The sequence below is a fragment of the Pseudomonas sp. LBUM1653 genome (genome assembly GCF_059716115.1).
Genome location: NZ_CP166803.1, coordinates 6291890 through 6314405 on the forward strand (window position 1 = coordinate 6291890; position 22516 = coordinate 6314405).

General features: G+C 60.7%; 22 protein-coding genes. 9 read left to right on the forward strand and 13 right to left on the reverse strand.

Features of this window, described 5'->3' with window-relative positions:
* Positions 1-189: 189 nt before the first annotated feature.
* From ACA054_RS28415 to lnt, 4 genes are read left to right on the forward strand one after another with little or no spacing between them, the layout of a single operon-like run.
* Complete coding sequence (locus ACA054_RS28415) at positions 190-1194, forward strand: PhoH family protein (RefSeq protein ID WP_497687148.1); 1005 nt, start codon at positions 190-192, stop codon at positions 1192-1194.
* A complete protein-coding gene (gene ybeY, locus ACA054_RS28420) occupies positions 1187-1681 on the forward strand; it encodes an rRNA maturation RNase YbeY (protein ID WP_008066008.1) in 495 nt (164 codons plus the stop codon). The genes ACA054_RS28415 and ybeY overlap by 8 nt, the downstream gene beginning before the upstream one ends.
* Before the next feature lie 5 nt (positions 1682-1686).
* Positions 1687-2526, forward strand: a complete 840-nt coding sequence (locus tag ACA054_RS28425) for a CorC family transporter (protein WP_497687149.1) — start codon at positions 1687-1689, stop codon at positions 2524-2526.
* Positions 2527-2542: 16 nt separating this feature from the next.
* Positions 2543-4066, forward strand: a complete 1524-nt coding sequence (lnt, locus tag ACA054_RS28430) for an apolipoprotein N-acyltransferase (RefSeq protein WP_497687150.1) — start codon at positions 2543-2545, stop codon at positions 4064-4066.
* 99 nt (positions 4067-4165) lie between these two features.
* On the opposite strand, the gene ACA054_RS28435 is transcribed toward lnt, so the two are convergent.
* Entirely contained in the window at positions 4166-4927 is a 762-nt protein-coding gene (locus ACA054_RS28435) for a YdcF family protein (RefSeq protein WP_497687151.1), read from the reverse strand.
* A 105-nt stretch (positions 4928-5032) separates the two neighbouring features.
* Entirely contained in the window at positions 5033-5353 is a 321-nt protein-coding gene (locus tag ACA054_RS28440; protein WP_401315495.1) for a hypothetical protein, read from the reverse strand.
* Positions 5354-5633: 280 nt separating this feature from the next.
* On the opposite strand from ACA054_RS28440, the gene leuS reads away from it, so the two are divergent.
* The 5 genes from leuS to ACA054_RS28465 all read left to right on the forward strand — a co-directional run bounded on the left by leuS (position 5634) and on the right by ACA054_RS28465 (position 11792).
* Positions 5634-8240, forward strand: coding sequence for a leucine--tRNA ligase (gene leuS / locus ACA054_RS28445; protein WP_497687152.1), 2607 nt, complete (start codon positions 5634-5636; stop codon positions 8238-8240).
* 88 nt (positions 8241-8328) lie between these two features.
* Complete coding sequence (locus tag ACA054_RS28450; RefSeq protein WP_497687153.1) at positions 8329-8934, forward strand: LPS-assembly lipoprotein LptE; 606 nt, start codon at positions 8329-8331, stop codon at positions 8932-8934.
* Between the two features lie 39 nt (positions 8935-8973).
* Positions 8974-10011, forward strand: coding sequence for a DNA polymerase III subunit delta (gene holA / locus ACA054_RS28455; RefSeq protein ID WP_497687154.1), 1038 nt, complete (start codon positions 8974-8976; stop codon positions 10009-10011).
* A 231-nt stretch (positions 10012-10242) separates the two neighbouring features.
* Entirely contained in the window at positions 10243-10407 is a 165-nt protein-coding gene (arfA, locus tag ACA054_RS28460) for an alternative ribosome rescue factor ArfA (RefSeq protein ID WP_008065994.1), read from the forward strand.
* 62 nt (positions 10408-10469) lie between these two features.
* Positions 10470-11792, forward strand: a complete 1323-nt coding sequence (locus tag ACA054_RS28465) for a lytic murein transglycosylase (RefSeq protein ID WP_497687155.1) — start codon at positions 10470-10472, stop codon at positions 11790-11792.
* A gap of 122 nt (positions 11793-11914) precedes the next feature.
* Here ACA054_RS28465 and ACA054_RS28470 read toward each other — a convergent pair whose 3' ends face one another.
* The 11 genes from ACA054_RS28470 to rsfS all read right to left on the reverse strand — a co-directional run bounded on the left by ACA054_RS28470 (position 11915) and on the right by rsfS (position 22466).
* The gene (locus tag ACA054_RS28470; protein WP_497687156.1) at positions 11915-12862 is read right to left on the reverse strand and encodes a S66 peptidase family protein; all 948 of its coding nucleotides are present in this window, start codon (positions 12860-12862) and stop codon (positions 11915-11917) included.
* A 173-nt stretch (positions 12863-13035) separates the two neighbouring features.
* A complete protein-coding gene (lipA, locus tag ACA054_RS28475) occupies positions 13036-14034 on the reverse strand; it encodes a lipoyl synthase (RefSeq protein ID WP_162130451.1) in 999 nt (332 codons plus the stop codon).
* A gap of 25 nt (positions 14035-14059) precedes the next feature.
* Positions 14060-14707 (reverse strand): lipoyl(octanoyl) transferase LipB, encoded by a 648-nt coding sequence (gene lipB / locus ACA054_RS28480; protein WP_034148130.1) that lies wholly within the window; start codon positions 14705-14707, stop codon positions 14060-14062.
* Positions 14707-14982 carry a DUF493 domain-containing protein gene (locus ACA054_RS28485; protein ID WP_077045559.1) on the reverse strand — a complete coding sequence of 92 codons (276 nt, stop codon included), beginning with the start codon at positions 14980-14982 and terminating at the stop codon, positions 14707-14709. The genes lipB and ACA054_RS28485 overlap by 1 nt, the downstream gene beginning before the upstream one ends.
* A gap of 83 nt (positions 14983-15065) precedes the next feature.
* Positions 15066-16223 (reverse strand): D-alanyl-D-alanine carboxypeptidase family protein, encoded by a 1158-nt coding sequence (locus ACA054_RS28490; RefSeq protein WP_497687157.1) that lies wholly within the window; start codon positions 16221-16223, stop codon positions 15066-15068.
* 195 nt (positions 16224-16418) lie between these two features.
* Complete coding sequence (locus tag ACA054_RS28495) at positions 16419-17426, reverse strand: septal ring lytic transglycosylase RlpA family protein (RefSeq protein WP_497687158.1); 1008 nt, start codon at positions 17424-17426, stop codon at positions 16419-16421.
* The gene (gene mltB, locus ACA054_RS28500; protein ID WP_497687159.1) at positions 17426-18436 is read right to left on the reverse strand and encodes a lytic murein transglycosylase B; all 1011 of its coding nucleotides are present in this window, start codon (positions 18434-18436) and stop codon (positions 17426-17428) included. The genes ACA054_RS28495 and mltB overlap by 1 nt, the downstream gene beginning before the upstream one ends.
* A gap of 17 nt (positions 18437-18453) precedes the next feature.
* Positions 18454-19557 carry a rod shape-determining protein RodA gene (gene rodA / locus ACA054_RS28505; protein WP_050511646.1) on the reverse strand — a complete coding sequence of 368 codons (1104 nt, stop codon included), beginning with the start codon at positions 19555-19557 and terminating at the stop codon, positions 18454-18456.
* Positions 19558-19588: 31 nt separating this feature from the next.
* A complete protein-coding gene (gene mrdA / locus ACA054_RS28510; protein ID WP_497687160.1) occupies positions 19589-21484 on the reverse strand; it encodes a penicillin-binding protein 2 in 1896 nt (631 codons plus the stop codon).
* A 10-nt stretch (positions 21485-21494) separates the two neighbouring features.
* On the reverse strand, positions 21495-21962 hold the full coding sequence (gene rlmH, locus ACA054_RS28515; protein ID WP_007937439.1) for a 23S rRNA (pseudouridine(1915)-N(3))-methyltransferase RlmH: 468 nt from the start codon (positions 21960-21962) through the stop codon (positions 21495-21497).
* Between the two features lie 9 nt (positions 21963-21971).
* On the reverse strand, positions 21972-22466 hold the full coding sequence (rsfS, locus tag ACA054_RS28520; RefSeq protein ID WP_497687161.1) for a ribosome silencing factor: 495 nt from the start codon (positions 22464-22466) through the stop codon (positions 21972-21974).
* Positions 22467-22516: the final 50 nt, after the last annotated feature.

Here is a 22516-nt window from a genome sequence, read left to right on the forward strand (position 1 = left end):
GGGAGCGAGCTTGCTCGCGATGACGGTCTGACATTCAACATATGAATCGCCTGACCTGACGCCATCGCGAGCAAGCTCGCTCCCACAGGGATCGTTGTTTGACCCAGGGTTATTTAAGAGCTTTCGCACCCGCGCCACTGGCGCTATCCTTGAATCATCCCAATTGCCCCAGGGCGGCTAAATACGACCTTGAACGCACCCATCGAACCACATCGTTTCATCCTCGAGCCTTTTGAGGCTCGCCGCTTCGCCAATCTGTGCGGGCAATTCGACGAGCACCTGCGCTTGATCGAACAACGCCTGACCATCGAGATCCGCAATCGCGGAAACCAGTTCGAACTGATCGGCGAGCCCAAACACACCACCTCCGCGGAAAACCTCCTGCGCCGCCTGTACCGGGAAACCAAGGGTACCGAGCTGTCGCCGGACCTGGTTCACCTGTTCCTGCAGGAATCCGCCGTCGAAGAGCTGGACAACCACTCGCCCGCCGAAGCCAGCGTCGCCCTGCGCACCAAAAAAGGCATGATTCGCCCTCGCGGCTTGAATCAGCTGCGCTACGTGAAGGAAGTCCTCGGCAACGACATCAACTTCGGCATCGGCCCGGCCGGTACCGGCAAGACCTATCTCGCCGTCGCCTGCGCAGTGGACGCCCTGGAACGCGAACAGATCCGGCGCATCCTGCTGGTGCGTCCGGCGGTCGAAGCCGGTGAAAAACTCGGTTTCCTGCCCGGCGACCTGTCGCAGAAAATCGACCCGTATTTGCGCCCGCTCTATGACGCGCTCTACGAAATGCTCGGTTTCGAACACGTCGCCAAGCTGATCGAGCGCCAGGTGATCGAAGTCGCGCCACTGGCCTACATGCGCGGCCGCACGCTGAACAACAGCTTCATCATCCTCGACGAAAGCCAGAACACCACGGTTGAACAGATGAAAATGTTCCTGACCCGGATCGGCTTCGGCTCCACGGCCGTCATCACCGGTGACATCACCCAGGTCGACCTGCCGAAAGGCACCAAGTCCGGGCTGCACCACGTGATCGAAGTGCTGAAAGATGTTCCGGGTATCAGCTTTACCCATTTCATGCCCAAGGACGTCGTGCGTCACCCGCTGGTGCAGCGCATTGTCGAGGCCTACGAGCGCTTCGAAAATCGTGCCACCGATGAAGCGCCAAAGGACAGCCGACGCGATGCTTGAGCTTGATCTGCAAATCGCGACCCAAGCGCCTGCCCCCAGCGAAGCCGAGTTCCGCCAATGGTGCGAACTGGCCCTGCGCCAGCGCACCGCCGACTCCGAGATGACCATTCGCCTGGTCGACGAAGCCGAGGGCCGCGAACTGAATAACACCTGGCGGCAAAAGGATTACGCCACCAACGTCTTGTCGTTTCCTGCCGATGTGCCAGACGAGTTTCTCGACATCCCGCTGCTGGGCGACCTGGTGATCTGCGTGGCGGTGGTCGAGCGTGAAGCCGCCGAGCAGGGCAAGGAACTCAAGGCCCATTGGGCGCATCTGGTGATTCACGGCTGCTTGCATCTGCTGGGTTACGACCACATAGATGATGACGAAGCCGAAGAGATGGAAGCACTGGAACGAACGTTGCTTGCAGAACTGGGCTATCCCGATCCGTACGCGGACGACGAAATCGAAGTCCCCCCTACCGAAACAACAAAGGATTCAGAGTAATCGCTATGAGCGAAGATCGATCGAGCAACGGGCAGAAGTCTTGGCTGGGTAAGCTCACCCAGGCTTTTGCCCACGAGCCGAAGAACCGCCAGGAGCTGCTGGAGCTGCTGCGCGATGCACACCAGAACAAACTGCTGGACAGCGAAGCGCTGGCCATCGTCGAAGGCGCTATCCAGGTTGCCGACCTGCAAGTACGGGACATCATGGTTCCGCGTTCGCAGATGATCAGCATCAAGGCGACCCAGACACCTCGCGAGTTCCTGCCTGCCGTGGTCGACTCGGCCCACTCCCGCTACCCGGTGATCGGCGAAAGCCACGATGACGTGATGGGTGTGTTGCTGGCCAAGGACTTGCTGCCTTTGATCCTCAGGGAGAACGGCGACAGTTTCAACATCAAGGACCTGCTGCGCCCGGCCACCTTCGTGCCGGAGTCCAAGCGCCTGAACGTGTTGTTGCGCGAGTTTCGCGCCAACCACAATCACATGGCCATCGTCATTGACGAATACGGCGGCGTGGCGGGCCTGGTGACCATCGAAGACGTGCTGGAGCAGATCGTCGGCGACATCGAAGACGAGCACGACGTCGAAGAAGACAGTTACATCAAGCCACTGCCCAGCGGCGACTTTCTGATCAAGGCCCTGACGCCGATCGAGAACTTCAACGAGTTCTTCGACAGCGAGTTTTCCAACGACGAGTTCGACACCGTTGGCGGCCTGGTGATGAGCGCGTTCGGGCACTTGCCAAAACGCAACGAAATCACTGAAATCGGCGCCTATCGCTTTCGCATCCTGAACGCCGACAGTCGGCGGATTCATTTGCTGCGACTGACACCTATCGCCCGGTAAAAATCTAAGGACTGAAATGCGCTGGACAACCCGCCCCGGCTGGCCCGGTAACCTGCTGGCCGTGGCGGCCGGTGCAATCACCACCCTGGCCTTGGCGCCGTTCGATATCTGGCCGCTGGCACTGCTGGCGGTCGGGCTTTTCTATGCCGGTTTGCGTGAACTGAATCCACGCCAGGCCCTGGGGCGTGGCTGGTGTTTCGGCTTCGGCCTGTTTGGTGCCGGCACCAGCTGGATCTACTACAGCATCCATCACTTCGGTGGCGCGTCGGTGCTGCTGGCTGGCTTCCTGATGCTGATCTTCACGGCGGCGATAGCCTGGTTCTTCGCCCTGCCCGCCTGGATTTGGGCGCGCTGGCTGCGGCGCAACGAAGCACCGCTGGCGGACACCCTGGCATTCGCGGCGCTGTGGGTCGGCCAGGAAGCGTTTCGCGGCTGGTTCCTGACCGGTTTCCCATGGCTCTACTCCGGCTACAGCCAGCTTGACGGCCCGCTGGCCGGTCTCGCGCCTGTCGGCGGGATGTGGCTGATATCCTTCACCCTGGCCCTGACTGCCGCATTGCTCTACAACGCCATGCGCCTGGTGCGCACGGGACGTAAAGGCTTTATCGCCGTGGGCGTCTTGCTGCTGGCAGGCCCGTGGGTGGCTGGCATGGCGCTCAAGCAACATGCCTGGACCAGCCCCTCCGGTGCGCCGCTGAGCGTCGCGGCGATCCAGGGCAACGTCGAACAAAGCATGAAGTGGGACCCGGCGCAGCTCAACGCGCAACTGGAGCTGTACCGCGACATGAGCTTCAGCTCGAAACGGGTCGACTTGCTGATCTGGCCGGAAACCGCGGTCCCGGTGCTCAAGGAGTCTGCCCAGGGCTACCTGGACATGATGGGGAAATTCGCCGCCGAGCGGGATTCGGCCATGATTACCGGCGTGCCGATCCGCGAAGTCGTCCACCAGCAGAAACGCTTCTACAACGGCATTACCGTGCTCGGCGAAGGCGATGGCACTTACCTCAAGCAGAAGCTGGTGCCGTTTGGCGAGTACGTGCCGTTGCAAGACGTGCTGCGTGGCCTGATCGCGTTCTTCGACCTGCCCATGTCGGACTTTGCCCGCGGCCCTTCCGACCAGGCCATGTTGCAAGCCAAGGGTTACCAGATTGCGCCGTATATCTGCTACGAAGTGGTATATCCGGAGTTCGCCGCCGGCCTTGCCGCGAAAAGCGACCTGCTGCTGACCATCAGCAACGACACCTGGTTCGGCACGTCCATCGGCCCGCTGCAGCACTTGCAGATGGCGCAGATGCGCGCGCTCGAGGCCGGCCGCTGGATGATCCGCGCCACCAACAATGGCGTGACCGGCCTGATCAACCCGTTCGGCCAGATCACCACGCAGATCCCGCAGTTCGAACGCGGCATCCTGTACGGCGAAGTGGTGCCGATGCACAACCTCACACCGTACCTGCAATGGCGGTCGTGGCCGTTGCTCATTGTTTGTGTGTTGTTATTTGGCTGGGCATTGATTGCCAGCCGGATGGCCAAGACCGTTTAAGTTTCGCGGCGCCACGCAAAAGATCGCAGCTTTCGGCAGCTCCTACAGTGGATTGCATTCCAATTGTAGGAGCTGCCGAAGGCTGCGATCTTTTGATTTTCAGCGGTAGAAAAGCGAATACCCGATCTGCCCCGCCGCCTCATTCAACAACTGCCCGCTACGCCAGATTGCCTTGAACTCGGGCATCCAGCCGCCCAGTGGCTCGGCGTTGTCCACGCTCAAAAACCCCACTGGCGCGGGTACCACTTCAAACCCGGCCTTCTGAAAACTCCAGACCGCTCGCGGCATGTGCCAGGCCTGGGTGACCACTACTACGCGCTTGATACCTTCAGGCAACAAGACCTCGGCACTGAATGTCGCGTTCTCCCAGGTGGTTCGACTTCGCCCTTCCTGCCAACGCACCGCCACGCCGAAATCATCACGTAATGAGTCAGCCATCAGTTTGGCCTCGCTCGGCGGCGTGCCGTAATGCAAACCGCCACTGGTCAGGATCGGCAAGCCCGAGGCCTTTGCCAGGCGAGCGGCATATCGCTCACGCTCCAGAGCCACCCCGGTGGGTTGATCGCTGCCCCAGGCCAGATCACCCCGTTCGCGCCCGGCCCCCAGCACCACGATCGCATCGGCGCGCCGGGCCAACGTTGCCCATTCGTCGCGAGCCAACGGCGCTTCACGCTCAAGAAGCCCGGCGCCCCACTGCACCATCACCGGCAGGCTCATCAGCCAGAAGCCACCCACGCCCAGCGCAAAGCACCAACCGGCAAGCCGCGGTCTTGAGCGGCGCCACCACCAGGCGAGCACCAGCAACAGGATAAGAATGCCGGGCGGCATCAAAAGGTGTTTCACGAAATAGCGAAAAGGCATCGGGCATCTCCTTAAAGATGCCCGAAGCCTAAGTGGGTTGACGCAATGGGACAATAAATACGGAAGGACTATGCTACAAAAAACCGTGGAGCATGGCTCTATGCGTTATTTGCACTGCAGGGACCGGACCTTTACCGCATCTCTGCCAGCTACTTTGTCCTTGAGCCAGATGATCTTGGCCGAACGTGGTGCGTCGAGTTGCTTCACTGCTTCAGACAAGCATCCCTGCGTTTCACGCTCACTGCGATCGAGGTACGCCTTGACCAGTGCAAACTCTGCGGGGCTCAGGCCACGCAACTCCAGTTCCAAAGGGCGTTCGTCGCGCAGCCGACCAGCTGTTTTGGCTGCATCAAGGGCCATGCCCAAACGATCGATCAGTCTTTCGTACAACTCCGGTTTTGTAACTTTTTGCCGTGACTCAACCATCCCTCACCTCATTGGAAGATAAGACCTACTCCCCAGTTAGAGCTTAGCTTCCATCGACAAACCGGCTGGACGCCGCGACCAACGGCCCTCGCAGCGGTTTTCACGAGACGCGCGGCAGTAATCAGGGTTTCCCTCGATAGAGTGCGGTCATGTATGCTACGGCGCTTCCTGTAACTCCACTTCCAGCTCCTCTGGACACCGAAACGCCGAATTGGCGTGTTCACCGTCCAGCGTCGCATTGAAGAGGATTAGGCCACCCCTATTCAGTTCAAAAGTAGCCATGCACGAACAATATCAGCCCCGTGAAATCGAAGCCGCCGCCCAGTCGTTCTGGGACGAGCAAAAGTCCTTTGAAGTCAGTGAACAGCCAGGCAAGGAGACTTTCTACTGCCTGTCGATGTTCCCTTACCCCAGCGGCAAGCTACACATGGGGCACGTGCGCAACTACACCATCGGCGACGTGATCTCCCGCTACCAGCGCATGCAAGGCAAGAACGTCCTGCAACCCATGGGTTGGGACGCCTTCGGCATGCCGGCGGAAAACGCCGCGATGAAGAACAACGTAGCGCCCGCCAAGTGGACCTACGAAAACATCGCCTACATGAAAAGCCAGTTGCGCAGCCTGGGCCTGGCGGTGGACTGGTCACGCGAAGTGACCACCTGCAAACCCGATTACTACCGCTGGGAACAATGGCTGTTCACTCGCCTGTTCGAAAAAGGTGTGATCTACAAGAAAAGCGGCACCGTGAACTGGGACCCGGTCGACCAGACCGTCCTGGCCAACGAGCAAGTAATCGACGGTCGCGGCTGGCGTTCCGGCGCGCTGATCGAAAAGCGCGAAATCCCGATGTACTACTTCAAGATCACCGCCTACGCGGATGAGCTGCTGGAGAGCCTCGACGAACTGACTGGCTGGCCTGAGCAGGTCAAGACCATGCAGCGCAACTGGATCGGCAAATCCCGCGGCATGGAAGTGCAGTTCCCGTACAACGTCGATTCCATCGGCGAAGCCGGTGCACTGAAAGTCTTCACCACCCGTCCGGATACCCTGATGGGCGCGACCTACGTCGCCGTGGCCGCCGAGCACCACCTGGCCACCCTGGCCGCGCAAAACAACCCTGAGCTGCAAGCGTTCATCGCTGAATGCAAGGGCGGCAGCGTCGCCGAAGCCGATGTCGCCACTCAAGAGAAAAAAGGCCTGCCGACCGGCCTGTTCGTCGAGCACCCGCTGACCGGCGAAAAACTGCCGGTATGGGTCGCCAACTACGTACTGATGCACTACGGCGACGGCGCGGTCATGGCTGTTCCGGCCCACGATGAGCGCGATTTCGAGTTCGCCCACAAGTACAACCTGCCGGTCAAATCGGTGGTACGCACCAGCTCGGGTGAAACCAACCCGGCACCATGGCAAGACGCCTATGGCGAATACGGCACACTGATCAATTCCGGCGAGTTCGACGGCCTCGACTTCGCGGGTGCCTTCGACGCCATCGAAGTCGCGCTGATCAAGAAAGAACTCGGCGCCTCGCGCACCCAGTTCCGCCTGCGCGACTGGGGCATCAGCCGTCAACGCTACTGGGGCTGCCCGATTCCGATCATCCACTGCACTGCCTGCGGTGACGTGCCGGTGCCGGAAGATCAATTGCCAGTCGTACTGCCGGAAGACGTCGTACCCGATGGCGCCGGTTCGCCACTGGCGCGCATGCCCGAGTTCTACGAGTGCAGCTGCCCGAAATGCGGCCAGCCTGCCAAGCGTGAAACCGACACCATGGACACCTTCGTCGAGTCCTCGTGGTACTACGCCCGCTACGCCTCGCCGCACTTTGAGGGTGGCTTGGTAGAAAAATCCGCGGCCGACCACTGGTTGCCGGTGGATCAGTACATCGGTGGCATCGAACACGCGATCCTGCACCTGCTTTACGCGCGCTTCTTCCACAAGCTGATGCGCGACGAAGGCCTGGTCAGCTCCAACGAGCCGTTCAAGAACCTGCTGACCCAAGGCATGGTGATCGCCGAAACTTACTATCGTCGTGAAGCCAACGGTGCCTACACCTGGTTCAACCCGGCAGACGTCGAACTCGAACGCGACAGCAAGGCCAAGGTCATCAGCGCCAAACTGATCGCAGACGGCCTGCCGGTGGAAATCGGTGGCACCGAGAAGATGGCCAAGTCAAAGAACAATGGGGTTGACCCACAGTCGATGATCGACCAGTTCGGCGCCGACACCTGCCGCCTGTTCATGATGTTCGCCTCGCCTCCTGACATGAGCGCGGAATGGTCCGACTCTGGCGTAGAGGGCTCGCACCGCTTCCTCAAGCGCGTCTGGCGTCTGGCTCAAGCGCACGTGACCCAAGGCTTGCCGGGGAAACTGGACGTTGCCAGCCTGAACGACGAGCAGAAAGTCATTCGCCGTTCGATCCACCAGGCCATCAAGCAGGCCAGCCACGACGTCGGCCAGAACCACAAATTCAACACCGCCATCGCCCAGGTGATGACGCTGATGAACGTGCTGGAAAAAGCCGCGCAAGGCACCGAACAGGATCGCGCGCTGGTTCAGGAAGGCCTGGAAACCGTGACACTGCTGCTGGCGCCTATCACCCCGCACATCAGTCACGAGCTGTGGCATCGCCTGGGTCACGCCGATCCGGTAATCGACGCCGGCTGGCCGGTGCTGGACGAGAGCGCGCTGGTGCAGGACAGCCTGACGCTGGTCATCCAGGTTAACGGCAAACTGCGCGGCCAGATCGAAATGCCGGCCAGCGCCACTCGCGAAGAAGTCGAAGCCGCCGCTCGGGCCAACGAGAACGTGCTGCGCTTCGTCGATGGTCTGACCATTCGCAAAGTGATCGTGGTGCCCGGAAAATTGGTCAACATCGTCGCCAGCTAATTGGATCAGGCGCCCGGCCACGCCGGGCGCCGAATAAAACCTTTCGGGCCGTTTGATTGGCCCACATGGTTTCAAGGGGAGCAACACAATGATCAAACGCAACTTGCTGGTGATAGGCCTCGCGGTCTTGTTGAGCGCCTGCGGCTTCCAGCTGCGTGGTACCGGCACCACCGACCTGGCGCTCAAGGAACTAGACCTGAGCGCCCGCGACGCTTACGGCGAAACCGTGACGCAACTGCGCCAGATGCTGACAAGCAGCGGCGTCAAGGTCTACAACGGCGCGCCTTACAAACTCATCCTGACCGACCAGCAGGAATCCCAGCGCATCCTCAGCTACGCAGGCGCCGGTCGCACTGGCGAATATCAACTGAGCACGGTGCTCAGCTATGACATTCGCGGCCAGGGCAACCTGCCCCTGCTGAGCGACAAACTCGAAGTGCAGAAGGTGTTCATCCATGACGGCAACAACCTGGTAGGTTCCGACCAGGAGGCTAGCGATGCCCGCAAGGAAATGCGTCGCGAGCTGGTTCAACGCATGATGTTGCGCCTGCAGCAATTCACCCCGTCCCAGCTGGACCAGTTGCAGCAAACCGCCGAAGCCAAGGCCAAGGCGGAAGCCGCGGCACTGGAAGCGGCGCAGAAGGCTGAGGCAAACACGCCGCGTCAGTCGCCAATCGAACTGCCTCGGCAGTAAGACTTACGGGGCGCTCTGGCGCCCCGTTTGCCCTCTCTTATGAAGCTCGCTCCCGCCCAACTCGCCAAACACCTGCAAGGCGCCCTCGCGCCGGTCTACGTCATCAGTGGCGATGATCCCTTGCTGTGTCAGGAAGCCGCCGATTCCATTCGCGCGGCCGCACGCCAACAAGGCTTCGACGAACGCCAGGTGTTCGCCGCCGACGCCAGTTTCGACTGGGGTACGTTGCTGCAAGCCGGCGCCAGCATGTCGCTGTTCGCCGAAAGACGCTTGCTGGAATTGCGCCTGCCTTCCGGCAAACCCGGCGATAAAGGTGCCGCCGCGCTCATTGAGTACTGCTCGCGACCGGCCGAAGACACGGTGCTGTTGATCAGCTTGCCGAAGCTCGATGGCAGCGCGCAGAAAACCAAATGGGGCAAGGCGCTGGTCGAAGGCCAACAGACCCAGTTTGTACAGATCTGGCCGGTGGATGCCAACCAGTTGCCCAGCTGGATCCGTCAGCGCCTGTCCCAGGCCGGGCTATCCGCCAGCCAGGACGCCGTCGAGCTGATCGCCGCCCGGGTCGAGGGCAACTTGCTGGCCGCCGCCCAGGAAATCGAAAAACTCAAGCTGATGGCCGAAGGCGGCCAGATCACCATTGAAACCGTACAAGCCGCGGTGGCCGACAGTGCGCGCTTCGACGTTTTCGGCTTGACCGACGCCATTCTCAATGGCGAAGCCGCCCATGCACTGCGCATGCTCGAAGGGCTTCGCGGTGAAGGTGTCGAGCCTCCGGTGATTCTCTGGGCCCTGGCCCGGGAACTGCGTCTGCTAGCCAACATTTCGTTGCAATACAGCCAGGGCACGCCGCTGGACAAAGCCTTCAGCCAGGCCAGGCCGCCGGTGTGGGACAAGCGTAAACCGCTGATGAGCAAAGCCCTGCAACGCTATTCGGCGCAACGCTGGGCGCAATTGTTGCTCGAAGCCCAGCGCATCGACGCACAAATCAAGGGTCAGGCGGCGGGTTCGCCTTGGATGAGCTTGAGTCGCCTGACATTGTTGATGGCTGGGCAGAGATTGTCGTTGCCTGCCGAGTAAGGCGTTAGACCGTGGCATGTTCGCTCCCTGTAGGAGCGAGCATGCTCGCGAAGAACTCAAGGACACTGCTGGCTTTCAGGATGCCCGCGTCATCGTTAACGTCCTTCGCGAGCATGCTCGCTCCTACAGGGAAGGCGTCCGAAAGGTCCTACATACTGTAGGGGCTAGACAGCCCCCTAATTCTCGCCGATGATTTGCCCCGCAAAAACCACTCACTTGCGAGAGCCCATCATGAGCAAAAAGCCATCTAAACATGGCCCCAACAAGGCCAAATCCATTGTCGCCCAGCCATTGTTCCGCAGCCGCCAGGAACGAGCCGGCAAGGGCAAAGGCAGCTACCGCCGCGAAGCCTTCCAGTCTGACAACTGGGAGGCTTCTTACTTTCTGGCGGCCTGAAAGGCAAGCATTCGCTCAACATGTTAAGGTCTGTACCTGATTCGTTTTCCCTGGACCCGTGCATGCCCTTTTGTCTTTCCCGTCGTTGGCAGTTTCGCCAACTGATTGCTGCCTCCAGCCTCATTTTGCTAGTCGCCTGCGCGGAAAAACCCACCGCCGCCGACGCCCAGCCGATTCAGACCCTACCTGTCGCCACCGCCCCCGCGGTCATCGCGCCCGTGGTTCCGAGCGGCGAAAACCTCGACATCCAGCCAACCCAGACCTTCGCTGAATGGCAGGCGGGTTTTCGCAAGGACGCCCTGGCCGCCGGTATCCGTGCCGACCTGTTCGACCGCGCCTTCGCCAATGTCAGCCTCGACCCAAGCGTGATCCGCGCCGACCGCAGCCAACCGGAATTCGCAAAACCGGTGTGGGAGTACCTCGACGGTGCCCTGTCACCGCTGCGGGTTCGCAAGGGCCAGGCATTGGTCGACGAGTACGCCGGCATCCTGCAAAGCATCGAACAGCGCTACGGCGTCGATCGCCAGGCGCTGGTCGCGGTGTGGGGCATGGAGAGCAACTTCGGCCAGTTCCAGGGCAGCAAGTCGGTGATCAACTCACTGGCAACCCTGGCCTACGAAGGCCGCCGCCCAGGCTTCGCTCATGCGCAATTGATCGCCGCCCTGCAAATCCTCCAGCAAGGCGATATCGAACCCGACAAAATGCTTGGCTCCTGGGCGGGCGCCATGGGCCAGACCCAGTTCATCCCGACGACCTACAACACCCATGCCGTGGACTTCGATGGCGACGGTCGCCGCGATATCTGGGGTAGTGCCACCGACGCCCTGGCGTCGACCGCGCACTACCTGCAAAGCTCCGGCTGGCAAAAAGGCCAGCCGTGGGGCTTTGAAGTGCAGTTGCCGGGCAGTTTCAACTACATTCTCGCCGATGGCTCGATTCGCAAGAGCGTTGCCGAATGGCGGCAACTGGGCGTGGTGCTGCCCAACGGCGGCCAGTTCCCGGCAGGCTCCGAGCAACTGTCCGCGGCGCTGCTGTTGCCGGCGGGCTATCGCGGCCCGGCATTCCTGGTACTCGACAACTTCCGCGCGATTCTCAAGTACAACAACTCGTCGTCCTACGCCCTGGCGGTGAGTCTGCTGTCCGAGCGCTTCAATGGCGCAGGGCTGATCAGCGGCACGTGGCCCAAGGATGATCTACCCCTGAGCCGCACCGAGCGGATCGAACTGCAAAACCTGCTGAGCGCGCAGAACTATGACGCGGGCGCTGCCGATGGGATCATCGGCGCCAATACCCGCAAGGCGATCCGCAGCGCCCAGCAGTCGTTTGGCTGGCCGGCGGATGGTTATCCGACGCACAAGTTGCTGGATGGATTGCGCAACCGCTGATGCTTCCCTGTAGGAGCGAGCATGCTCGCGATGGTCGACAACGATAACGCTTGTTTACTGGCTAAACGCAGCGTTCTTGAGTCCATCGCGAGCAGGCTCGCTCCCACAAGGGCGAGGAGTTTCTAGCGCCTGACGACATTTTGTTCCAGCACCAGCTGCTGGCTACCCGCATCCAGCTTCACCAGCGCCCCCATCGGCAGCGTCAGGTTCGGATTGCAGTGCCCGCTGCGCCAGCCGGACAGCACCGGGATGCACAAGGGTTCCAGGGTCTGCTTGAGCAATCGGTCCAGGGCCTGTGCCTCTACCCCCGCTATATCACCCACCAGAACCCCGCGCAGCTTGTGCATCACGCCCGCCAGGCGCAGATGGGTCAACAGCCGGTCGATGCGATACAGCGGCTCGTTGATGTCTTCGATAAACAGAATGACACCCGCGGCATCAATCTCGAATGGCGTGCCCATGGTCGCGGCAATCATCGACAGGTTACCGCCTAGAAGGCGTCCATGAGCGACACCCGGCACGATCGTCGTCAAGGGGCGGCCAACCGGATGGGGAAGCACGCTTCCGGCCCTGTACTGCCCCCTGAGCATGTTGAAGAATGAGGACTCGGTCGGTGGCAGCCGCTCACCCAGCAGATCGGCGTTGAGCAGCGGGCCATGGAAGGTTACGAAACCCGCGTAGCGGCTGATCGCCAAATGCAGCGCGGTGATGTCGCTATAGCCGATGAATGGCTTGGCGTTGTGGCGCAGCAGCTGAAAATCGATACGATCAAGCAGCCGCGGCGTACCGTATCCGCCACGCAGGCAAATAATGGCATCGACCTCAGGGTCAGTGAACGCGGCGTGCAGGTCATTGAGTCGCACCTCGTCGCTGCCGGCCAGGTAGCCGTCCTTCTCGAACACGCCGGGAAATATCCGCAGCGAATACCCACGAGCACGCATCCAGGCAATGGCTTTATCGGTGTCCAGCGCTGCCGGACCTGCGGGCGCGATAACAGCGATCAGCCCTTGCATCGGCAAGGCCGGTACAGGCGTGTGAGGCATGAGCGTCGGGTCAGGTCTTGCGGTCATCCATGGATCTCCCTGCATGAAAGCATCGAGCACACATTAGTCAGGAAACGCCGACAAACAGAAGCGGATCAAGCATAGCGCTGTCGCAGGAAAAGACTGATTTCCTTGTGAGACAGGCAAAAAAAGCCCGCAAGGCCGATTGAACGTTGCGGGCTGTTTCTTTCATGGTCGGATCAGGACGACATCAACTCGGCCTTGACCAACTTCGCCTGCTCGTCGGCGTGGTATGAGGAGCGTACCAGCGGACCGGAAGCAACGTTCTTAAAGCCCATTTTGTAACCTTCCTCGGCGAACCAGGCGAAGGTGTCCGGGTGCACGAAACGCTGCACCGGCAAGTGGCTGCGCGACGGTTGCAGGTATTGGCCCAAGGTCAGCATATCGATGTCGTGCTCGCGCATGCGCTTCATGACTTCGATGACTTCTTCGTCGGTCTCGCCCAGGCCCAGCATCAGGCCGGACTTGGTCGGGATGTGCGGCATCATCTGCTTGAAGCGTTGCAGCAGAGTCAGCGACCACTGGTAGTCCGAACCCGGACGCGCGGCCTTGTACAGGCGCGGCACGGTCTCCAGGTTGTGGTTGAACACATCCGGCGGCTCGGCCGCGGTGATTTCCAGGGCGATGTCCATGCGGCCACGGTAATCCGGAACCAGGGTTTCAAGCTGCACGTTCGGCGACAGTTTGCGGATTTCACGGATGCAGTCGGCAAAGTGCTGGGCACCGCCGTCACGCAGGTCATCGCGGTCCACCGAGGTGATCACCACGTACTTCAAACGCAGGTCGGCGATGGCGATGGCCAGGCTTTCCGGCTCATTGACGTCCAACGGTTTCGGACGCCCGTGACCGACGTCGCAGAACGGGCAGCGACGGGTGCAGATGTCACCCATGATCATGAAAGTCGCGGTGCCGCCGGAGAAGCATTCGCCCAGGTTCGGGCAGGAAGCTTCTTCGCACACGCTGTGCAGCTTGTGTTTGCGCAACAGGGCCTTGATGCGGTCGACTTCCGGAGAGACCGGAATACGCACACGAATCCAGTCAGGCTTCTTCGGCAGCTCGGTGGTCGGAATGATCTTTACCGGGATGCGTGCAACCTTCTCGGCGCCGCGCAGCTTGACGCCGGCTTCAACCTTGGGACGCGGGGCCGGGCGCTCGGAGACATCGAGCGTCGGGATCATGGTTTGCACTGCATCAGTAGTCATATCAGTCGATTCCGCCCGTGAGGGTCGTCTGCTCAGCATAGTCGAGGTGTTTGACGAGCTGCGCGCGCAGCCGGGCACTTACCTCGGCAAATTCAATCGATCCTGCGTGATCGCTCAGCTGGGTCATCGCCAGCCCGGCGTAGCCGCAGGGATTAATCCGTCGAAACGGTTCCAGGTTCATGTCCACGTTCAGGGCCAGGCCATGAAAGGAACAACCGTGGCGGATCCGCAGCCCCAGGGAGGCGATTTTCGCGCCATCGACGTACACGCCCGGAGCATCCGGCTTGGCCGCAGCAGTCACACCGTAACTGGCAAGCAGCTCGATCAGGCATGACTCCATGCGACTCACCAGGTCTCGTACGCCGAAACCCAGCTTGCGCACGTCCAGCAACAGGTAGGCCACCAGTTGCCCGGGGCCGTGATAGGTCACCTGGCCACCGCGATCGACCTGCACCACCGGGATATCTCCCGGCAGCAGCAAATGTTCGGCCTTGCCGGCCTGGCCCTGGGTGAAGACCGGCGGGTGCTCGACCAGCCAGATCTCGTCGGCTGCATCGCTGCCGCGTTCGTTGGTAAAGCGCTGCATGGCGTGCCAAACGGGCTCGTAAGCCATCTGGCCAAGCTCGCGAAAGCCCAGCGTGCCGGACATCACAGCACCATGTGCACGAAACCGGTGGCCCGCAGTTCGCTGTTGATGTTGTACAGCTGGTCCTGGTCGGTCGCGACGATGTGCAACTGGATAGTGGTGTATTTGCCGTTGCTGCTTTGACGCTCGTCCACACGCTCATCGTTGATCTTTGCGTGTTTGCGGACGATGTCGATGATCTTGTCCTTGTTGCCCACACCCGTATCGCTGATCACCTTAACCGGATAATCATTGGCAGGGAATTCAATCTTTGGCGCCTTTACTTCGGTATCGGTCATGGCGTAACGGCCTCGTAAGCGTAAGCCGTGGCGACGGCAAAGCCCCGCGCCGGGTCAGCGCGGGGCCTTGCAGGAGCACACTATCAGTTGAACAAGCCGTAGAAGAATAGACGGATGCTATCCCACATGCGACGGAAGATACCACCCTCTTCGACGCCATCCAGAGCGATCAGGTCGGCGCTGTGCACCACCTTGTCTTCCAGTTTGACTTCGACTTTACCGATCACGTCGCCCTTGGCGATTGGCGCGATCAGTTGCGGGTTCATGGTCATGCTGGCAGCGAGCTTTTTCAGCTGGCCTTTTGGCAGGGTCATGGTCAGGTCTTCAGCCAGGCCGGCCTTGACTTGATTGGTGGAGCCTTTCCAGACAGGCGCCTGAGCCAGCTCGGCACCTTTCTGGTAGAAGGTCTGGGTTTCGAAGAAACGGAAACCGTAGGTCAGCAGTTTCTGGGTCTCGGCAGCGCGAGCCACTTCGCTGTTGGTGCCGAACACCACGGCGATCAGGCGCATGCCGTCACGTACGGCCGAAGACACCATGCAGTAGCCGGCTTCGTCGGTGTGACCGGTTTTCAGGCCATCGACGGTCTTGTCGCGCCACAGCAGCAGGTTGCGGTTCGGTTGCTTGATGCCGTTCCAGAAGAACTCTTTCTGCGAGTAGATCGCGTAGTGAGCCGGGTCTTCGTGGATGATCGCGCGAGCCAGCACAGCCATGTCGTGGGCCGAAGAGTAGTGCTCAGGGTTCGGCAGGCCGGTCGGGTTCATGAAGTGGCTGTTGGTCATGCCCAGGTCAGCCACGGTCTTGTTCATCATGTCGGCGAACGCGTCTTCGCTGCCGGCGATGTGCTCGGACAGTGCAACGCTGGCGTCGTTACCCGACTGGATGATGATGCCGTGCAGCAGGTCGCTGACGGTCACTTGCGAGCCGACCTTGATGAACATCCGCGAACCGCCGGTACGCCAGGCGTTTTCGCTGACGGTCACCGGATCGTTTTCACCGATCTGGCCGCGACGGATTTCGAGGGTCGCGATGTACGCGGTCATCAGCTTGGTCAGGCTGGCTGGCGGCAGACGCTGGTCACCATTGTTTTCGACCAGCACGTTGCCGCTGCTGGCGTCCATGAGCACGTAGGCCTTGGCGGCCAGTTGCGGTGGCGACGGCATCATCTCGACCGCGAATGCGGCAGGCGAGAGGAGCAGCGGGACTAGAAGGCACAGGCGTTTGGCAAAGGTGGTGATGTTCATCCGTCTCTCGAAATCGCTAATGGAAACTGCCCAAGGGCAAAACTAATCAGATGACTCTCTAACGAGTCATCGCGTGTTCAGCTGCTCACTCTGTAACCCTTGCCGGGCTTTTGTTCTTCAAAGAGCCAACAACCTGGTCCACCCCCCAAAACCGCAGATGAACCGTCAATCAAGTTCTACGTATTACTCAGTGGCTTACTCAGTCACGACGCTCGGCGAACCGAGGTTGGCCAGGCGCACACTGTTCTGTACTTGCTGGATTTCACCCGGCGAACCGATCGGCCCCAGGCGCACCCGATGCAGGGTCTGCTGATTGCGCACGATCGAGCTGATGAACACCGGAGCGCTCACCATCCCGCTGAGCTTGGACCTCAGCAGTTCGGCAGCGTCCGGGTTGGCGAACGCGCCCACCTGCAGATACTGGCCAGAGGCTGGTGCAGAAGCGTTTTTTTTTGCATCCAGTTGTACCGGGATAACGGGGGCGGCATGTTGCTGCGGCGGTGGCGTCCATTGCTCGACGGTGCCGGCCGAGGCCGTTAGCACCGGGGCGCTATTCTGCGCGACTTTCGGCTCATTGAGCATCAATGGCGCCGGACGGCCTTTGGCGGCCCACCATTGCTGCGGGTCGATGCCTTCGACCTTGACCCGCGCGGTGCCGGTTTCGGCGTAGCCGAGCTTCTTGGCGGCCGCGTACGACAGGTCGATGATCCGGTCCGAATAGAACGGACCGCGGTCATTGACCCGCAGGATCACAGTCTTGTTGTTGTCCAGGTTGGTCACCCGGACGTAACTCGGCAGCGGCAAGGTCTTGTGCGCAGCACTCATACCATACAAGTCATAGACTTCACCGTTGGCGGTGTTCTGGCCATGGAACTTGGTGCCGTACCAGGACGCCGTGCCCGACTGCACGTAGGTCTTGGACTCTTGCAACGGAAAATAGCTTTTGCCCAGTACCGAGTAAGGGGCGGCCTTGTACGGGCCGGTGTGCAGGGTCGGCGTGGCGTCCGGGATGCGCGATACATCAACGTCCCACCACGGCGCGCCATCCTTGTGCGCGCGGTTGATGTCCAGCCCCGGCGTCGAGCGCACGGCGGTGGAAGTCTTCTGCGCTGGCGCGCGGCTGGTTGAACAACTGGCGACCAGCACTGCCAACGCGGCAAATGCCATCAGCTTCAGGGGTTTATTCATAGGCAATGCCCGCATTACTTGACGCCCCGTGCTTGGACCAGCTGTTCAGACAGTTGATGTACGGCCATGGCGTACATCACGCTGCGGTTATAACGCGTAATCGCGTAAAAATTCTTCAGGCCCATCCAGTATTCCGGGCCATTGTCGCCTTCCAGGCGGAATGCGGTAACCGGCATATCATCGCGCAGCGCATCATGACTTGACCAGCCCAGGGCCCGCAACTCTCCAACGGTTTTAGTCGGCTCGATCCCGGTGGTCAAACCTTCGTCCACCTGTTCGCCGCGCACATCGGCGCGGCTGACCACCGGCTCGCCGGCGACCCAGCCGTGTCGTTTGAAATAGCTGGCGACGCTGCCGATGGCATCGTCCGGGTTGTTCCAGATATTGATGTGGCCGTCACCGTCGAAGTCCACCGCGTAGGCGCGAAAGCTGCTGGGCATGAACTGCGGCAAGCCCATGGCGCCGGCGTAGGAACCCTTGAGGGTCAGCGGATCGACCTGCTCTTCCCGGGCCAGCAGCAGGAACTCACGCAATTCCTTGCGGAAAAATTCGGCACGGGGAGGATAGTCGAAACCGAGGGTCGACAAGGCGTCAATTACCCGAAAATTGCCGGTATTACGGCCAAAAAAGGTTTCAACGCCGATAATCGAGACAATCACCTGCGCCGGGACGCCGTATTCCTGCTCGGCACGGGCCAGCACGGCCTCATGCTGACGCCAGAAGTCGACGCCACGGGCAATTCGCGCATCGGTGATGAACATCGGCCGGTATTCGTTCCATTGCTTGACCCGCTCGGCGGGTTTCGAAATGGCATCCAGGATCGATTGCTTGCGCTGCGCCTCGCGGAACACGCCCATCAGCTGCTCACCGGCGAAGCCATAGTCGCGGGTCATTTCGCCGACGAACTCGGCCACTTGGGGCGAGCCTTCGTAATCGCCGGCCAACGCATACTGCGCAGTACCAAGGATGCTTACCAGGCCGACCCATGGCGCGAATCGAGTCGCCCAGCCACGCATTACTTGCATTGAACTCTTCACCTTATTCAAACCTGCGCGATCCACTTGCGATGGGTATGGATCGACATCAAAACCCCAAACGCTGACAGCAGCGTCACCAGCGAAGTTCCTCCGTAGCTAATGAACGGCAACGGCACCCCCACCACCGGCAACAGGCCGCTGACCATACCGATGTTGACGAAAACATACACAAAAAACGTCATGGTCAAGGCGCCCGCCAGCAGCTTGCCGAACAATGTCTGCGCCTGAGCGGTAATCACCAGCCCACGACCGATCAACAGTAGGTAGATCAGCAGCAGCGCACAAATGCCCACCAGGCCGAACTCTTCCCCCAGCACCGCGATAATGAAGTCGGTGTGGCTTTCCGGCAGGAAATCCAGGTGGGACTGGGTGCCCAGCAACCAGCCCTTGCCGAACACGCCGCCGGAACCGATCGCGGCCTTGGACTGAATGATGTTCCAGCCGGTACCCAGTGGATCGCTCTCTGGATCGAGGAACGTCAGGATTCGCTGCTTCTGGTAGTCGTGCATGATGAAGAACCACATGGCGATAGCCACGGGCACGGCGGCCGCCAGCACACTGAGAATCCAGCGCCAGCGCAGGCCACCCATGAACAGTACGAAGGCGCCGCCCGCCAGAATCAGCAGCGACGTGCCGAGATCGGGCTGGCGCACGATCAGAATGAACGGCACGCCAATCAGCATCAGACTGACACCCACGTGCTTGAGCTGCGGCGGCAGCGTGCGCTTGGACAGGTACCAGGCGATGGTCGCCGGCATGAGGATCTTCATGAACTCCGAAGGCTGGAAGCGGACGACCCCGGGAATGTTGATCCAGCGTGTGGCACCCATGGCGTTATGCCCCATGATGTCCACCACCAGCAGCAGCATCACCCCGACCACATACCCCAGCGGCACCCAGCGCGCCATGAAACGCGGCTCGAACTGGGCGATGACGATCATCGACACCAGGCCGATACCGAACGAAGTGGCTTGCTTGGCCAGCAGATCCCAGCTTTTGCCACTGGCCGAATACAACACGAACAGGCTGCCGGCGGCGAGTGTCAGCAGCAGGATCAACAACGGTCCATCGATGTGCAAGCGCTGCAACAGCGTGGCACGGCGGCGCATCACATCCTCGCTGGAGAGCATGCGATCGAAATTATTCATCACGGGCGGTAGCCTCTGCGGTGTTAGGGCTGGCGTATTCGGCCTTGAGATGACCACTCTGATCCAGCAGCCAGGCGTCCATGATTTGACGCACCACCGGCGCGGCCACGCCCGAGCCGGATTCACCGTTCTCGACCATTACCGACACCACGATCTTCGGATCGTCGGCCGGCGCGAAGCCAACGAACAGGGCGTGGTCTCGATGACGCTCCTGCACCTTGGATCGGTCGTACTTCTCGCCTTGCTTGATCGCAACCACCTGGGCTGTACCACTTTTGCCGGCAATCCGGTACTGCGCGCCGATCGAAGCCTTGCGCGCGGTGCCTCGGGCACCGTGCATGACCTGCTGCATGCCATGGTTGACCCGCGTCCAGTCCGACGGATCGCGCAGGATGATGTCCGGCATCGGGTTCTCATCCACTGGCTTTTCGCCTTCGATGGTCTTGGCCAGGTGCGGACGGTTCCAGACGCCTTTGTTGGCCACCAGTGCCGTTGCCTGGGCCAGTTGCAATGGCGTCGACTGCATGTAGCCCTGCCCGATCCCCAGAATCAGTGTTTCACCCGGGTACCATGCCTGCCGACGGGTCGCACGCTTCCATTCCCGGGTCGGCATCAGCCCCGGCGATTCTTCGAACATGTCCAGGGAGACCTTCTGGCCAATGCCGAACTTGCTCATGTACGCCGACAACCGATCGATCCCCAGCTTGTGGGCCAGGTCATAGAAGTAGGTGTCGTTGGAGCGCATGATCGCCGTGTCGAGATCGACGAAGCCGTCACCGGTACGGTTCCAGTTGCGGTACTTGTGATCATAGTTGGGCAGCATGTAGTAGCCAGGGTCGAACACCCGGGACGAGGCAGTCACCACGCCCGCATCCAGACCGGCAATCGCCACCGCCGGCTTGATGGTCGAGCCTGGCGGGTACAGACCGCGCAGCACGCGGTTGAACAGGGGCCGGTCAATGGAGTCGCGCAGTTCGGAATAGGCCTTTGAACTGATCCCGGTCACGAACAGGTTCGGATCGAAGCTCGGCTGACTGACCATCGCCAGGACCTCGCCGGTTTTCGGGTCCAGGGCCACCACCGCACCACGACGACCACCGAGCGCGGCTTCAGCAGCTTCCTGCAATTTGATATCCAGGCTCAGGACGATGTCCTTGCCGGAAATCGGTTCAGTACGCTTGAGTACCCGCAATACACGGCCCCGAGCGTTGGTCTCGACTTCCTCGTAACCCACCTGACCGTGCAGCTCCGGCTCGTAGAAGCGCTCGATGCCGGTTTTGCCAATTTGATGGGTGCCGCTGTAACTCACCGGATCCAGAGACTTGAGCTCTTTCTCGTTGATCCGCCCCATGTAACCCACCGAGTGCGCAAAGTGCGCGCCCTGCGGATAGTGACGGACCAGCTGCGCGACCACTTCCACCCCGGGCAGGCGGAACTGGTTCACGGCAATACGGGCGATCTGCTCTTCGGTCAATTCAAACAGGATCGGCACCGGCTCGAACGGCCGTCGCCCCTGACGCATGCGTTTCTCGAAAATCACCCGGTCCTCGGGCGTCAGCTCCAGCACCTCGACGATCACATCGAGCGCTTGCTGCCAATCGCCAGAGCGCTCGCGAGTCATGCTCAGGCTGAAGCTGGGCCGGTTGTCGGCAATCACCACGCCGTTGCGGTCGAAAATCAATCCGCGAGTCGGCGGAATCGGCTGCACATGAACGCGGTTGTTTTCCGACAGGGTCGAGTGGTATTCGTACTGGATGACCTGCAGGAAATACAGACGCGCGATCAGCACACCAATCAGCACCACCACTGCAATGGCCCCGAACACGACGCGGCCACGCACCAGACGGGCGTCTTTTTCGTGGTCCTTGATGCGGATCGGTTGGGACATGAGGGCAGAACTACTTGTGGTAAGGGTGGCCGGACAAGACTGTCCAGGCACGATACAGCTGCTCGCCGATGAGGATTCGCACCAGCGGGTGCGGCAACGTCAGCGGTGATAGCGACCAGCGCTGATCGGCACGGGCGCAGACTTCCGGTGCCAGCCCTTCGGGGCCGCCGACCATGAAATTCACTGTGCGCGAGTCCAGCCGCCAGCGATCGAGCTCGACCGCCAGTTGCTCGGTACTCCAGGGCTTGCCGTGGACTTCGAGGGTGACAACGCGCTCGTTCGGCCCGACCTTGGCCAGCATGGCTTCGCCTTCCTGACGGATGAAGCGCGCCACGTCGGCGTTCTTGCCACGGGTATTGAGCGGTATTTCCACCAGTTCCAGCGCCAGTTCGGACGGAAGACGCTTGGCATATTCATGCCAGCCTTCTTCCACCCACTTGGGCATGCGTGAACCGACGGCGATCAGTCGCAGTCGCACAGCCGTTCCTTATTCCTGGTCTTTGTTGAGCTTGGTGAAATGCTCATGACCGACTTCAGGGCTGTGGTGTTTGCCATCAGCGGCACGGCTCTGCTCGGCACCTTTCCACAAGCGCTCCAGGTCGTAGAACTGGCGGGCATTGGAGGTCATCATGTGGACGATCACGTCGTCCATGTCCAGCAGTACCCAGTCGCTGTCGCCCTTGCCTTCTTCACCCAGCGGCTTGATGCCCAGGGCCTTGACTGCTTCGCGGACCTTGTCCAGCATCGCGCCGATCTGGCGGTTGGAGGTACCCGTGGCGATGATCATGTAGTCGGTGATGCTCTGCTTGTCGCGAACATCGATGACCAGCACGTCCTGGGCCTTGACGTCTTCCAGGGCGGCTACGGCGATCTTGACCAGTTCGTCGCCTTTAGGCGGCTCGGCAGCCAGGACCTTCTCAGGCAGCGGGGCACTCTTGAATGTGCCTTTGCGCTTAACTTTGTTTACTTCGTTGTTCGTCATATAAAACTCGTTTTGCTCGTTTGTTCGGGCGCTTCAATACACGTTGTTGC

Excerpts from the sequence above, each read along its gene's own strand:
- ybeY (WP_008066008.1), top strand. The coding sequence starts at position 1,187 with ATGCTTGAGCTTGATCTGCAAATCGCGACCCAAGCGCCTGCCCCCAGC.
- ACA054_RS28425 (WP_497687149.1), top strand. The coding sequence starts at position 1,687 with ATGAGCGAAGATCGATCGAGCAACGGGCAGAAGTCTTGGCTGGGTAAG.
- lnt (WP_497687150.1), top strand. The coding sequence starts at position 2,543 with ATGCGCTGGACAACCCGCCCCGGCTGGCCCGGTAACCTGCTGGCCGTG.
- ACA054_RS28435 (WP_497687151.1), bottom strand. The coding sequence starts at position 4,927 with ATGCCTTTTCGCTATTTCGTGAAACACCTTTTGATGCCGCCCGGCATT.
- ACA054_RS28440 (WP_401315495.1), bottom strand. The coding sequence starts at position 5,353 with ATGGTTGAGTCACGGCAAAAAGTTACAAAACCGGAGTTGTACGAAAGA.
- leuS (WP_497687152.1), top strand. The coding sequence starts at position 5,634 with ATGCACGAACAATATCAGCCCCGTGAAATCGAAGCCGCCGCCCAGTCG.
- ACA054_RS28450 (WP_497687153.1), top strand. The coding sequence starts at position 8,329 with ATGATCAAACGCAACTTGCTGGTGATAGGCCTCGCGGTCTTGTTGAGC.
- holA (WP_497687154.1), top strand. The coding sequence starts at position 8,974 with ATGAAGCTCGCTCCCGCCCAACTCGCCAAACACCTGCAAGGCGCCCTC.
- arfA (WP_008065994.1), top strand. The coding sequence starts at position 10,243 with ATGAGCAAAAAGCCATCTAAACATGGCCCCAACAAGGCCAAATCCATT.
- ACA054_RS28465 (WP_497687155.1), top strand. The coding sequence starts at position 10,470 with ATGCCCTTTTGTCTTTCCCGTCGTTGGCAGTTTCGCCAACTGATTGCT.
- ACA054_RS28470 (WP_497687156.1), bottom strand. The coding sequence starts at position 12,862 with ATGACCGCAAGACCTGACCCGACGCTCATGCCTCACACGCCTGTACCG.
- lipA (WP_162130451.1), bottom strand. The coding sequence starts at position 14,034 with ATGATCCCGACGCTCGATGTCTCCGAGCGCCCGGCCCCGCGTCCCAAG.
- lipB (WP_034148130.1), bottom strand. The coding sequence starts at position 14,707 with ATGTCCGGCACGCTGGGCTTTCGCGAGCTTGGCCAGATGGCTTACGAG.
- ACA054_RS28485 (WP_077045559.1), bottom strand. The coding sequence starts at position 14,982 with ATGACCGATACCGAAGTAAAGGCGCCAAAGATTGAATTCCCTGCCAAT.
- ACA054_RS28490 (WP_497687157.1), bottom strand. The coding sequence starts at position 16,223 with ATGAACATCACCACCTTTGCCAAACGCCTGTGCCTTCTAGTCCCGCTG.
- ACA054_RS28495 (WP_497687158.1), bottom strand. The coding sequence starts at position 17,426 with ATGCGGGCATTGCCTATGAATAAACCCCTGAAGCTGATGGCATTTGCC.
- mltB (WP_497687159.1), bottom strand. The coding sequence starts at position 18,436 with ATGCAAGTAATGCGTGGCTGGGCGACTCGATTCGCGCCATGGGTCGGC.
- rodA (WP_050511646.1), bottom strand. The coding sequence starts at position 19,557 with ATGCGCCGCCGTGCCACGCTGTTGCAGCGCTTGCACATCGATGGACCG.
- mrdA (WP_497687160.1), bottom strand. The coding sequence starts at position 21,484 with ATGTCCCAACCGATCCGCATCAAGGACCACGAAAAAGACGCCCGTCTG.
- rsfS (WP_497687161.1), bottom strand. The coding sequence starts at position 22,466 with ATGACGAACAACGAAGTAAACAAAGTTAAGCGCAAAGGCACATTCAAG.